The sequence below is a fragment of the Pseudomonas fluorescens genome (assembly GCF_902497775.2).
Lineage (GTDB): Bacteria > Pseudomonadota > Gammaproteobacteria > Pseudomonadales > Pseudomonadaceae > Aquipseudomonas > Aquipseudomonas putida_F.
The window spans coordinates 4524667-4536986 of the sequence record NZ_OZ024668.1 but is presented as its reverse complement, the minus strand read 5'-3'; the positions used below and the strand labels follow the sequence as shown (position 1 = coordinate 4536986).

At 62.8% G+C, this 12320-nt stretch carries 14 protein-coding genes, 1 pseudogene and 1 riboswitch; of the genes and pseudogenes, 6 read left to right on the top strand and 9 right to left on the bottom strand.

The features are described 5' to 3' along the window. Positions 1-35 precede the first annotated feature (35 nt). Entirely contained in the window at positions 36-1541 is a 1506-nt protein-coding gene (mqo, locus tag F8N82_RS20940) for a malate dehydrogenase (quinone) (RefSeq protein ID WP_038999625.1), read from the bottom strand. Between the two features lie 606 nt (positions 1542-2147). Next, positions 2148-2381, bottom strand: a complete 234-nt coding sequence (locus F8N82_RS20935; RefSeq protein WP_038997152.1) for a hypothetical protein — start codon at positions 2379-2381, stop codon at positions 2148-2150. Between the two features lie 174 nt (positions 2382-2555). Between F8N82_RS20935 and F8N82_RS20930 the strand changes: the two genes are divergently transcribed. Next, positions 2556-3140, top strand: coding sequence for a YajG family lipoprotein (locus tag F8N82_RS20930; RefSeq protein ID WP_038997150.1), 585 nt, complete (start codon positions 2556-2558; stop codon positions 3138-3140). A 63-nt stretch (positions 3141-3203) separates the two neighbouring features. Here F8N82_RS20930 and F8N82_RS20925 read toward each other — a convergent pair whose 3' ends face one another. Beyond that, positions 3204-3410 carry a hypothetical protein gene (locus F8N82_RS20925; protein ID WP_038997149.1) on the bottom strand — a complete coding sequence of 69 codons (207 nt, stop codon included), beginning with the start codon at positions 3408-3410 and terminating at the stop codon, positions 3204-3206. A 169-nt stretch (positions 3411-3579) separates the two neighbouring features. On the opposite strand from F8N82_RS20925, the gene F8N82_RS20920 reads away from it, so the two are divergent. Then, on the top strand, positions 3580-3840 hold the full coding sequence (locus F8N82_RS20920; RefSeq protein ID WP_038997147.1) for a hypothetical protein: 261 nt from the start codon (positions 3580-3582) through the stop codon (positions 3838-3840). A 63-nt stretch (positions 3841-3903) separates the two neighbouring features. Here F8N82_RS20920 and F8N82_RS20915 read toward each other — a convergent pair whose 3' ends face one another. Beyond that, the gene (locus F8N82_RS20915; RefSeq protein WP_038997146.1) at positions 3904-5067 is read right to left on the bottom strand and encodes a 1-acyl-sn-glycerol-3-phosphate acyltransferase; all 1164 of its coding nucleotides are present in this window, start codon (positions 5065-5067) and stop codon (positions 3904-3906) included. A gap of 124 nt (positions 5068-5191) precedes the next feature. On the opposite strand from F8N82_RS20915, the gene F8N82_RS20910 reads away from it, so the two are divergent. From F8N82_RS20910 to F8N82_RS20900, 3 genes are read left to right on the top strand one after another with little or no spacing between them, the layout of a single operon-like run. Next, positions 5192-5374, top strand: a complete 183-nt coding sequence (locus F8N82_RS20910; protein ID WP_038997144.1) for a CPXCG motif-containing cysteine-rich protein — start codon at positions 5192-5194, stop codon at positions 5372-5374. After that, positions 5374-5634 (top strand): putative signal transducing protein, encoded by a 261-nt coding sequence (locus F8N82_RS20905; RefSeq protein WP_038997143.1) that lies wholly within the window; start codon positions 5374-5376, stop codon positions 5632-5634. Before F8N82_RS20910 ends, F8N82_RS20905 begins: the two co-directional genes overlap by 1 nt. 12 nt (positions 5635-5646) lie before the next feature. Then, positions 5647-6270 (top strand): SOS response-associated peptidase, encoded by a 624-nt coding sequence (locus F8N82_RS20900; protein ID WP_038997142.1) that lies wholly within the window; start codon positions 5647-5649, stop codon positions 6268-6270. Positions 6271-6282: 12 nt separating this feature from the next. On the opposite strand, the gene F8N82_RS27700 is transcribed toward F8N82_RS20900, so the two are convergent. Further along, entirely contained in the window at positions 6283-7026 is a 744-nt protein-coding gene (locus tag F8N82_RS27700; protein WP_414602499.1) for a methyl-accepting chemotaxis protein, read from the bottom strand. A gap of 111 nt (positions 7027-7137) precedes the next feature. Continuing rightward, a pseudogene (locus F8N82_RS27695) lies at positions 7138-7341 on the bottom strand (HAMP domain-containing protein); the annotation flags it as partial. A gap of 1239 nt (positions 7342-8580) precedes the next feature. Here F8N82_RS27695 and F8N82_RS20890 point away from each other — a divergent pair. Then, complete coding sequence (locus tag F8N82_RS20890) at positions 8581-9396, top strand: M48 family metallopeptidase (protein ID WP_038999623.1); 816 nt, start codon at positions 8581-8583, stop codon at positions 9394-9396. Between the two features lie 63 nt (positions 9397-9459). On the opposite strand, the gene F8N82_RS20885 is transcribed toward F8N82_RS20890, so the two are convergent. The 3 genes from F8N82_RS20885 to F8N82_RS20875 all read right to left on the bottom strand — a co-directional run bounded on the left by F8N82_RS20885 (position 9460) and on the right by F8N82_RS20875 (position 12307). Further along, positions 9460-10047, bottom strand: a complete 588-nt coding sequence (locus F8N82_RS20885; RefSeq protein WP_038997139.1) for a TMEM165/GDT1 family protein — start codon at positions 10045-10047, stop codon at positions 9460-9462. Positions 10048-10134: 87 nt separating this feature from the next. After that, a riboswitch (yybP-ykoY riboswitch) is annotated at positions 10135-10256 on the bottom strand. Positions 10257-10294: 38 nt separating this feature from the next. Beyond that, the gene (locus F8N82_RS20880; protein WP_038997138.1) at positions 10295-11293 is read right to left on the bottom strand and encodes a class I SAM-dependent methyltransferase; all 999 of its coding nucleotides are present in this window, start codon (positions 11291-11293) and stop codon (positions 10295-10297) included. Positions 11294-11344: 51 nt separating this feature from the next. Then, the gene (locus tag F8N82_RS20875) at positions 11345-12307 is read right to left on the bottom strand and encodes a 2-hydroxyacid dehydrogenase (RefSeq protein ID WP_038997137.1); all 963 of its coding nucleotides are present in this window, start codon (positions 12305-12307) and stop codon (positions 11345-11347) included. Between the last annotated feature and the right edge of the window lie 13 nt (positions 12308-12320).

The window sequence follows — 12320 nt, the reverse complement described above, 5'->3', positions numbered from 1 at the left end:
AAACGCCCCGAAGGGCGTTTTTTTATGCCGGCAGGTTATGCGTAGCTTTGTGCCGGGCTGCTTTCGACCAGGCCCAGGGCCTCGTCGTTGTACGCACTGATCTTGTGGTACAGGGCAGCGTCGGCGGCCAGGACCTTTTCCCGCGCCGGGAAAATTTCCTTGAGCTTGGCAGCCCAGGCGCCCTTGGACTGTTCGGGGAAGCAGCGCTCGATCAGTTCCAGCATGATCGAGACGGTCACCGAAGCACCTGGCGAAGCGCCGAGCAGGGCGGCCAGGGAGCCGTCCTTGGCTGCAACCAGTTCGGTACCGAACTGCAGGATGCCGCCTTTTTTCGGGTCTTTCTTGATGATCTGCACGCGCTGGCCAGCCACTTCCAGGCGCCAGTCCTCGGCCTTGGCCTCGGGGTAGAAGCGGCGCAGGGAGTCCAGGCGCTGCTCCATCGACTGCATCACTTCGCTGACCAGGTACTTGGTCAGGTCCATGTTGTCGCGGGCCACGGCCAGCATCGGGCCGATGTTGCCCATGCGAACCGACAGCGGCAGGTCGAGGAACGAGCCGTGCTTGAGGAACTTGGTGGTGAAGCCGGCATACGGGCCGAACAGCAGCGAGGTCTTGCCGTCGACGACGCGGGTATCCAGATGCGGTACCGACATCGGTGGCGAACCTACCGCGGCCTGGCTGTAGACCTTGGCCTGGTGGCGCTTGACCACTTCCGGGTTGTCGCAACGCAGCCACTGGCCGCTGACCGGGAAGCCGCCGAAGCCCTTGCTCTCTTCTATACCCGACAGTTGCAGCAGCGGCAGGGCCGCGCCACCTGCGCCGAGGAACACGAAGCGGGCGTCGACTTCACGGCTGCTGCCGCTGTTGACGTCCTTGATGCTGACGGTCCAGCCACTGCCGTTACGGCGCAGGCCGGTGACCTTCTTGCAGTATTTGACCTGTGCCTCAGGCGCGTTGGCCAGGTGCTTGAGCAGCTTGTTGGTCAGCGCGCCGAAGTTGACGTCGGTGCCTTTCATGACGCGGGTGGCGGCGATCTGCTGGTCGGCAGGGCGACCCGGCATCATCAGTGGCATCCACTCGTTCATCACCGCCTTGTCTTCGGTGTATTCCATTTCGCTGAAGGCGTGGTGCTGCTTGAGCATCTCGAATCGCTTCTTGAGGAAGCTGATGCCCTTTTCGCCTTCGACGTAGCTCAGGTGCGGCACGGGGTTGATGAACGCCCGTGGCGAGCTGAACGCGCCTTTCTTGCTCAGGTAGGCCCAGAACTGCCGGGACACCTCGAACTGGGTATTGATATGCACCGCTTTCTTGATATCGATGCTGCCGTCGGCGGCCTGTGGCGTGTAGTTCAGTTCACACAGCCCGGCATGGCCGGTCCCGGCGTTGTTCCACGGGTTGGAACTTTCCGCGGCACCCGAATCCATCAACTCGACGACTTCCAGCTTGATCGCCGGGTCGAGTTCCTTGAGCAGTACGGCCAGGGTGGCACTCATGATGCCTGCCCCTACCAGTACTACATCGACTGCTTCGTTCTGCGCCATGTAACGCGTCTCCAAAATCTTCAGCACCAAATTGACAGCATAGGATCCCTGGCTTGCCAGGATCGCCATGTCCGATTCTTCGCAGTTTTTGCAACTTCAGCGGACACCGCCAACCGGGCTTTGCGTTGCCTATGAACGCATTTTACAGCCGGTGCGGCAATTCGACTTATGGTCAAGGTATCCGTCGTGCGTTATGGACCGGCTTCAGTCACCCATGCGAGATGAGCGCTGTTGCCAGCTGTTCAGGGCTGATCGGGACACTTTAGGTGCTATTGCACATGCCAGACTGTTCATTGCTCGCCACACTCTTGTGAAGTTGTGAAAACCCGTTTTTTCACGCTCTTTTGGAGACGTGAACCTCAAAATGGACTGCGCGATGGCAGACCCGGCAGGTTCAGGCAGAGCAGAGGGCCGGATGACGCAGGCACACTGGCTGGTGCAAGACCTGTGTGGAAGGCTCTCTGTGGGCGGTGCGGGGGAGGCGCAATGCTGGGCATTGGCGGTACTGCGAGGCCCGATCAGGAGACGTCCTTATAATCGGGGGGAGATTATAGCGATGTCGCGGGCAGAAAAGCTCTTTATTAGCGACTTTTATTGAGGCAAAACTCAGGCTGCGAGGCTGCGTTGCAGCCAGTTTCCGCTGACACGCTTTGAAACACGGGCGCTGGCGGGCAGCGGCCGGTTGAGCCAGGCCAGGCGAATTTCGTTGATTTCCACCCAACCACTGGTCGCCGGGGCCTGCGCGCACTGCTTGAAGGCCTGGCAATGGCCCAGGGCGTCGAGGCGGGCGAAGCAACGTTGTGGATTGCGTTTGAACAGCAGGGCCAGGAGCGAGGACATGGCGGGTATCCCTGTGAAGAACTGAGGCAAGGATAACCGGGCACTGATGAAACGATTGTGACAGCGAACCGGAGCCGGGCATGCCTGTCTTATTCACTAATGGCACGCCGATAGCTGGGCTGCCCCGTGCTGGTTATACTGGCGGCCTTTGCTGCCTATTCTGGAGAGATGAGCATGTTGCAACGTTTGTTGTTCGGTTTGATCGCGGTGACCAGTCTGACCCTGGCCGGTTGTGCCCACAGCCCGCAACAACTCAGCCCGCAACCAAAACTCAACGCCCAACTGGCACCGGTCGGTCATGGCCAGCCGGTGGTGGTCAAGGTGGTCGATGGCCGTGCTTCGCAAACCCTGGGCACCCGTGGCGGCCTGTACCCTGAAACCAGCGCCATTACCGTGACTGGCAACGACATCCTGCCAAAACTGCAGGCCCAGGCCGAAGCGGCTGTGCGCCTGCTGGGCTTCACCCCGACACCAAATGCCTACAACGCGCCACAGCTGACCGTGACCCTGGCCGAACTCAAGTACCAGTCGCCCAAAGAGGGCATGTACGTGACCGAAGCCACCATCGGCGCGACCTTCAAGGCTGACGTGGCCAACGCCAACCGTCGCTACAGTGGCCGTTACGGCGCTTCGCTGGACCAGCGCTTCGGCATGGCGCCCAACCAGGAAACCAACACCAAGCTGGTGGGTGATGTGCTCAGCGACGCGCTGACCCGTCTGTTCAAGGACCAGGCCATCGGCCAGATCCTCGGCGAATAAGCCTGCACAACAAAAAGCCCGATGTCTGCGTGGCAGGCATCGGGCTTTTGCTTTTCTGGAGTTTCAGGCGGCTTCGACGTAGAAGTCCAGTACGCTGATGCCCGTCGGGCCGTCGACCTCGGGCAGGTGCTCATGAGCATGCCCGCCCAGGGCGCAGTACACCAGCCATTGGCGGTCCTGGACGTTGAACGCCAGGCCGTCGATCAGTGCCTGTTGCTCGTCGCTCTGGGCGATCAGGTAGAGGCGGTCCTGGTTTTCGGCGTGCAGCATGACAAGCTCCGGTGGTTGGCGACGGCCGATAGAGTGGCGTGTCTAGATGACGAGCGTGTGACGGCGCGAATTAATCGTCATTTGTCGCAAAGCACAGGCAGGGGCACGGCGCTTGGGTAGAATGCCCGCCGTGTCGAAAGTATCGATGTACTTCTTTTGAGGTTTTGCGATGTCGTTGCAAGTGATCTGGGGGCTGTTTGCCGCCCATCCGGCCAAGCTGATCAACCTGCTGGCCCTGGTGCTGACCTGTCCGGGCGGCCTGCTGCTGCACAGCGCCCGTCGCCGCACGGCGCAAACCCTGGCGGGCATGGCCGCCGATGAAGCGGTGGTCGATGGTATGAGCCTGCGCATCAACCGCTTCTATTACATTCTCGGCTTTGCCTTCCTGGCGTTGGCCTTGTTGCTGTCCTGGTTCAGTACCTGGGTGTAATCCATTCGCGCGGCAAGCCCGCTCCCACCGGTAATGTGGGGGCGGGCTTGCCCCGCGATAAATTTACAACGCCAATCCCGCCTTGACCCGGTACTGGTTACGTACCGGCATCGCATACTGCTGCACCAGGTACGGCCGCTGCTCGGCCGGGCAAGCGTCCAGGCGGCGCTGCCACTCGGCCTGGGCGCGGGCCAGTTCATCGGCCGGGAATACCTTGGCCGCCGCCGGTACTTGCAGTGCCGGGTCGACACCGGTCCACTGCGCATAGGCCAGGTAATGCACCGGGAACAACCGGTAGCCGGCCAGAATCTGCCGATCAATCTCCGCTGCCAGTTGCTTGGTGTCCTCGACGAACTCGGTCACCGGCGGGGCAAAGTTGATGTGCACGCGGCCTTTGTAGCCGGTGATGCCTTGGGCGATGCTGATGTCGTCCTCGCCCGGCGCCTTGCTGTAAGTACCGGTGGTGGCGCGGATGTACAGCTCGCGGGCCTTGGCCTGGTCGCACGGGTCGTACTCGTAGCTGATCGACACCGGGCTCAGGTTCAGCGACTGGATCACGGCGCCGAACGGTTCGTCCTTGCGGCTCATGTGGAACATTTTCAGGATCGCCGAATCGGTACGGTCATCACCATCCTTGGCCCGGCCTTCAGCCTGGGCGATCCAGATCGACTGGCCGTCGTTGCGGATCGAGTGGTTGATGTAGGCCGATAGCAGTTGATAAGCCGCAAGCTTTTCCCGGCGCCCGGTGATCGAGCGGTGCACGATAAAGCTCTTGTTCAGACGCATCATGTCGCTGACGAACGGCTTTTGCAGCAGATTGTCGCCGATGGCGATGCGCGGGGTCGGCAGGCCGGCGTGGTACACGGCATAGTTGACGAAGGCCGGGTCCATGACGATATCGCGATGGTTGGCCAGGAACAGGTAGGCGGTACCGGCCTTGAGCTGCTCGACGCCGGTGTAGGTCACGCCGTCCGTCGCCCGCTCGATGGTATGGTCGACGTAGTACTCGACCTTGTCCTGCAGGGTCGAAACGCAACTGACCCCGGCAAACTCTTTGCGCAGGCGCCGGGCGATCAGCGGCTTGAGCAGCCAGCCGAAAGCCCCGGCCATGCGCGGGAAGCGGAAGTGGGTGAGGATATCGAGGAATGCCGGGTCGCTGAGCAGCCGTGCCAGAACGGCAGGGACTTCAGCGTCGTCGTACGGTCGGATGGCATCGAATTCGCCCATCATGCTCTCTTGTTGGAAACGGCTAGGGTAATAGGTAGGGCCGGGGTCTGAAAAACGGCTCAGACACACTCAGGGCCTGTAAATAGACCGGCAATTATACGCACAAGTCACTCGGGAGGCCGCGATGCTGGAACCAGCGATCTACGATTGTCCTTATTGTGGTGAAGAAGTCGAGACGACGGTGGATCTGTCGGGTGGCGACCAGGAGTACATCGAGGACTGCCAGGTGTGCTGCAAGCCGATCAGGTTCGTGCTGCAGGTGCATGGCGAGGAATGGATGCTGGACGTTTATGGTGAGAATGACTGATGCAGCGAATCTACGACCCTGAAAGCCTGCTGGAGGCGCAAATGCTCATCGGTATGCTTGCCAGCGAAGGCATCACCGTGCACTTGGTCGGCCGCGACCTGATGGGGGCCATGGGCGATCTGCCGATGCACGGATTGCTTGGCCTGGCAGTGGCCGATGAGCAGGCCGCCTGCGCACGCGAGCTGATCGCCGCGTACAATAGCGCCCAGCCACTTGCGGGCGACGAACCGGAGAACATCCCCGGAACCCTGATTTGCTAGGTTTTTGCCCTCATGTGTGGACGTTATGCGCTGTTTCGCTGGTCTGCGGCCTTTGCTGCCTTGCCGGGATTCCCCAGTGACCAGCAGGCACAATGGAATATCTCCCCCGGCGCCTCGGTGCTGATCCAGCGCCGTCTCGAGGACGGCCAGATGGAGCTGGCGCGGGCGCGCTGGGGGTTGACCCCGGCCTGGCTCACCGACCTGTCGCGCACCCCGGCCCATGCCCGGGCCGAAACCCTGGCCGAACAGCCCATGTTCCGTGAAGCGTTTCGCCTGCGCCGCTGCCTGCTGCCGGCCAACGGGTTTTACGAATGGCGCGGTACCCAGCGCAAGCGGCCCTACTGGCTGACACCGGGGGAGGGCTCTTCGCTGTTTTTTGCCGCGATCTGGGAGGCGTATCCGGTACAGGATCAGGTCTGGCTGAGTACCGCAGTGGTGACCCAGGCGGCGATGAGCCAGCGCCGGCCGCTGATTCTCGATGCGGCCGGGCAGGCGACCTGGCTTGATCCCGAAACCCCGCCAGCGCGCTTGTACGAGCTGCTGGCGAGCAGCCAGGCAGCGCTGCGTGAGCGGGTGCTGGCCAATATGGTCAATGATCCGAAGCTCAATGGGCCGGAGTGCTTGACCCCGGCCTAAAAGCATCGCGGGTCACACCCTGAACTGATTGATCAAACGCCGCTGCTGCTCGGCCAGCTTGGTCAGTTCGGCACTGGCGGTGCTCGACTCATCTGCGCCGCCAGCCACCTCGTTGGCCACCTGGCCGATATTGATCACATTGCGGTTGATGTCTTCGGCCACCGCGCTCTGCTCTTCGGCGGCACTGGCAATCTGCGTGTTCATGTCGTTGATCACCGACACCGCCTGGGTAATGCTCTCCAGTGCCTGGGCGGCGCGCGCGGCCTGTTGCACGCTGTCGTCGGTCTTGCCCTGGCTGTCTTCCATCACCCGCACTACATCGCGGGTACCCTGCTGCAGTTGCTGGATCATCTGCTGGATTTCTTCAGTGGCCTGCTGGGTTTTCTGTGCCAGGTTGCGCACCTCGTCGGCCACCACGGCAAAACCACGGCCCTGTTCACCAGCGCGGGCTGCCTCGATGGCGGCGTTGAGCGCCAGCAGGTTGGTCTGCTCGGCGATCGCACGAATGGCAGTGAGGATGGCGTTGATGTTCTCGCTGTCGCGGGCCAGGGTTTGCACCACGCCGACTGCGCGGCCGATTTCCTCGGCCAGGGCGCTGATCGAGCTGGACGTATCGCGCACAATGGCCAGGCCCTGATGCGCTGCCTGGTCAGCGTTGCTAGCCGCCTGGGCGGCATGGGTGGCATTGCGCGCCACGTCCTGGGCGGTGGCAGTCATCTCGTGCACGGCGGTGGCCACCAGGTCGATCTCGGCCATTTGCTTGTGCACGCCCTGGTTGGTGCGGATGGCGATATCGGCGGTGTGCTCGGAGGAGTCGCTGACCTTCTGCACCGAGGCCACCACCTGGCTGATCATCGCCTGCAGCTTGCTCAGGAAGGTGTTGAAGCCCGTGGCGATCGAGCCCAGTTCGTCGGCACGGTCGCTGCTCAGGCGGCGAGTCAGGTCGCCTTCGCCCTGGGCGATGTCGTCGAGCATCGCCACCATCTGCCGCAGTGGCCGGGCAATACCGTGGGCCAACAGCCAGATCACCAGCAGGCCAAGGGCCGCGATGCCCAGGCCGACGACCGTCATGCCGGTGATGTCGGTACGGCGCTGGGCACTGAGGTCGCTTTGCAGCTTCTCGACATCGGCCATCACCGCGCTGATCGGCAGTTCCAGCAGCAAGGTCCAGCGCGCGTCGGTATGGGCGATCTTGAAGGGCAGGTACAGCTCGATGCGGCCGGCTGCCTGATCGACTTCGTAGTGCAGGTTTTCGCCGCTCAGTTGCGCCAGGGTGCCGGCGGCATTGGCGTCGAGGACGTCGCTGGCTTTCTCGCCGAACTTGCTCGGGTCCTTGGTAAAGGCCACCAGGCGGCCGTTGCCGGACACCAGCGCCAGTTCGCCGGCACCGTCATAGAGCTGGCGGTCGGCGGTATTGAGCAGTTCCTGAATGAAGTTCACCGACAGGTCGGCGCCAGCGATGCCCTGGAACTTGCCGTCGATCATGATCGGCTCGACGAACGAGGCGAGCATTACCACCTTGTCGCCTACTTTATAAGGCGCTGGGTCGATCACGCAGGCTTTCTTCGAATCCCGTGGGCACAGGTAATATTCACTGGTGCGCACACCAGTGGCGAGGATGGTCTGGTCGTTGACGTCGGCCAGCTTGTCCAGGCCCAGGCTGCCGTCTTCGTTGCGGAACCACCAGGGCAGAAAGCGCCCGGTGGCGCTGTCGATACCGATGACTGACGTGCCGACGAAGCGGGCGTCATCGTGGTCCAGGGCATTGGTTTCCCAGCCCAGGTAGGTGCCGAGGATCAGCGGGTTGGTCAGCGCCGTCTGCTTGAGCAGGGCGATCAGTTGTTCGCGTTCGATCTTCAGCAGCGGCTTGCCGCTGGCATCCGGCATGCCGAGCATGGCGTTGCTGGTGGCCAGGCCCTTGGCTATCAGCAGCGGTGCTTCCAGGCCGCGCTGGATCTCGCTGACCTGGGTCCGCGCCAGGGCGGTCAGGCGCTGCTCGATCACTGCCTCGAACTGCTGCTGGGTGCGGCTTTGCACCAGCTCCTGGGTACGTTCACCGGAATACACGGCGTAGAGCACCAGGGCGGCGACAATGCTCAGGACAATGGCGCCGGCAAGGGCAGCGACGGAAAACTGGATCGACCGGAACTTCATGAAGGGGGCTCCAAGCGCAAGGAAAGGCGTCTGCCTTGCGTTATCGGCCCGGCGGGGCGAAAGCATGAGCACCGTCTGGAGAAATCTTCATCACGGATATGGCGGGCTCAACCGAGTCGGCCTAGGATACGCGGCATGTTCGAAGGGAGTGTTTTCATGCGTAAGTCATTTGTAATCGGTGCATTGAGCGCCAGCGTCCTGCTCGCTGGCTGCCAGGCGGTGAACACCACCAGCGGCGGCGCCGTGGGTGTCGAGCGTAAGCAATACATGTTCAGCATGTTGTCGACCGATGAAGTCAACCAGATGTATGCCCAGTCGTACCAGCAAACCCTGGGCGAGGCGTCGAGCAAGGGTGTGCTCGACAAGAGCAGCGCCAATGCCAAGCGTGTGCAGGCTATCGCCAACCGTCTGATTGCCCAGGCGCCGCAGTTCCGCCCGGATTCGGCGCAGTGGAACTGGGAAGTGAACCTGATCAAGAGCGACGAGCTCAACGCCAACTGCGGGCCTGGCGGCAAGATCTTTGTCTACAGCGGCCTGATCGAAAAGCTCAAGCTGACTGACGACGAGCTCGCTGCAGTCATGGGTCATGAAATCGCCCACGCCCTGCGCGAGCATGGTCGTGAAGCGATGTCCAAGGCCTATGGCGTGCAGATGGCTCGCCAGGGCGCCGGTGCCTTGCTGGGCCTGGGCCAGGACAGCATGGCGATTGCCGACACCGTGGTGCAGTACAGCATGACCCTGCCCAACAGCCGTGCCAACGAAAACGAAGCCGACCTGATCGGCCTGGAGCTGGCCGCCCGTGCCGGCTACAACCCGAATGCGGCAATCAGCCTATGGGACAAGATGGCCCAGGCCTCGGGCGGTTCGCAGCCGGAGTTCATGAGTACCCACCCGGCCTCGGCCAGCCGTCAGTCTGCGTTGCAGGCGGCGATTCCGAAGGTGATGCCGTTGTACGAGCAGGCCCGCAAGTAAAAATCGCGGGTCAAGCCCGCTCCCACAGGCCCCTGTAGGAGCGGGCTTGACCCGCGATTGTGATCAGCCTATCCAGCCACTGACCTGCATCGCCGAATACACCGCCACCGCGGCCAGGACGAAGAACGCGGCCGAAGCCAGGCGGCGGATCAGGGTCAATGGCAGTTTCTCGGCGGCAAAGTTACCCGCCAGTACCACCGGCACGTTGGCAATCAACATGCCCAGGGTGGTGCCGATAATCACCATGATCAGGTGCGGATACTGCGCCGCCAGCATCACCGTGGCGACCTGGGTCTTGTCGCCGATTTCAGCGATGAAGAACGCGATCAGGGTGGTCAGGAACGGGCCGAAGCGCCGCGCAGTGCTGGCTTCGTCATCGTCCATCTTGTCCGGGATCAGTGTCCACAACGCCGTGGCGGCAAAGCTTGCAGCGAGAATCCAGTGCAGGGTAACGGCGCTGAAGAAGGTACTGACCCAGGCGCCGACTGCGCCTGCAGCGGCATGGTTGGCCAACGTGGCGGCGATGATACCGGCGATGATCGGCCAGGGTTTGCGAAAGCGCGCGGCAAGGATCAGCGCGAGCAATTGGGTCTTGTCGCCAATTTCGGCGAGGGCCACGATCGCGGTGGGGACGAGCAATGATTCCAGCATCAGGATTCCTACGGGGGCGGGTCGACACGGCTATGACACGTACAGCCTTCCCGCCCCGGGTAAGGTGTTCGTGTCATAGGTCTTGTCAAACCCTGGGTCCGTCTGTGCGGACCGTGGGTCGCACGCGCCATGGTCTGTTGACCAAGTATGTTGACGCGTACCGGGCGAGCTGGGTGCTCGCGGGAGACTACTCCCCTAGGACGGAGCGGATTCTGCCTAGGCAAACCCGATTCGGCAAGCGCTCTTTTTAACCGCGTGTTGCCTGGTAGATGCGAAAGCCTTGCCCCTCATCGCGGATCCGACAGTTGCCCAGGGCTTCTTCGATCAGCGGCTGGTAGCGCAGGAAGCTGTTGGCAACCAGGCGCATTTCGCCGCCTTTTTTCAGATGATCGGCGGATTTTCGCAGCAGATTTTCCGAGGCCTGGTAATTGGTGTGAACGCCCGTGTGGAACGGCGGGTTGCTGATGATCACGTCCAGCTCGCGCGGCGCGGCATCGATGCCGTCGCCGCTGATCACCTCACCTTCAAGACCATTGGCGGCCAGGGTCAGACGACTGCTGGCCACGGCAAAGGCATCGACATCGAGCAAGGTGATGCGGTTTTGCGGATAGCGGCGTTTGATCGCCGCACCGAGCACGCCCGCGCCACAACCAAAATCCAGTACGTGGCCGCTCGGCAATTGATCGAGGTTCTCCAGCAGCAGGGCGCTACCACGGTCCAGGCGGCCGTGGCTGAATACCCCCGGCAGGCTGACGATCTGCAGCGGGCCATCGGCCAGCTCCAGTTGAAACTGCTCGGCCAGGCTTTGCAGGGGTTTGGCTTCAGGGGCGTGTTCCACGGTGACCTGCCACAACTGGCAGTGTCGGGCGCTGTCGAGTTTGCGCGGCTTGCCAAAGGCATGCAGCTGCTTGGCCGCGCCTTCGATGCCGCCGCGTTTTTCGCCGACCAGGTAAAGCTCGCGGCCGGCCAGGCGCGAGGCCAGGGCGTTGAGCAGGTAGTTGGCCAGGTCGCGGGACTTGGGCAAGAACAGCACGGCGGCATCGAAGGCTTGGGCCGGCGCTGCTACGCCGAAGTGGCTGCGCCCGGCGAAGCGCGCATCGAGTGCCGTCTGATCGCCGGCGTGCCAGCTCCAGCCATGGGCCGCCGGCAGTTTGCCGAGCAGGTCGTCGGCAGGCAAACCGGCCAGCAACAGCGAGCCCTGAAAAAGATCGGCCTGACGAAGCAACACTTCACTGCGCGGGTCCATGGACGGCGACTCCTGAAAAAAGTGGCGCAGTTTACCAGAGCCTGGCCTGGCTTAGACCTGGCGGCGAGGGCTGCCGGCGAAAAACGCCTCGGCGTTCTCGCTCAACTGTTCGACGATTCGCTGGCGTGACTCGACCGCGCCCCAGGCAGTGTGCGGGGTGACGATCAGGCGCGGGATGTCCGCCGCCAGCAGCGGATTGCCGTTGACCGGGGGCTCGACACTCAGCACATCGGTCGCCGCGCCGCCCAGGTGGCCAGCACGCAAGGCGTCGGCCAGGGCCTGCTCGTCGATCAGGCCGCCGCGAGCGGTGTTGATCACAAAGGCGCCGGGCTTGAGCAGGGCCAGTTGGCGAGCGCCGATCAGGTTGCGGGTATGTTCGTTGAGCGGGCAGTGCAGGCTCAGGGCATCGACCTGCGGCAGCAGCTCGTCCAGCGCCAGGCGGTCTTCGCGAGGCGGGCGACCGGGCAGTTGGCCGAGCAGTACGCGCATGCCGAAGGCTTCGGCCAGGCGCGCCACTGCGCCACCCAGCTCACCATGGCCGAGCAGGCCGAGGGTCTTGCCCTCCAGCTCGACGATGGGGAAGTCCAGCAGGCAGAACTGCTTGGCCTTGGCCCATTGGCCATCGGCGACGGCCTTTTGATAGTCGCTCAGGCGTGTGGCCAGCGCCAGCAGCAGGGTCAGGGTGTGCTGGGCCACCGACGGCGTGCCGTAGCCCTGGCAGTTGCTGACCACCACACCCTGGGCGCGGGCCGCCTGCAGGTCGACATTGTTGGTGCCGGTGGCGGCGACCAGAATCAGCTTCAGCTCGGGGCAGGCCGCCAAGGTGGCAGCATCGATCATGACTTTGTTGCTGATCGCCACCGTTGCGCCCTGAAGGCGTTCGGTGACTTGCTCGGGGGCGGTTGCCGGATAGAGTTGCAGCTCATCGAAACAGTTCTTGAGCCGATCCAGCGCCAGGTCACCCAGGTCCAGAGAGCTATGGTCGAGAAACACGGCGCGACGGGAGGTGGACATTAGGGCGGCTCCA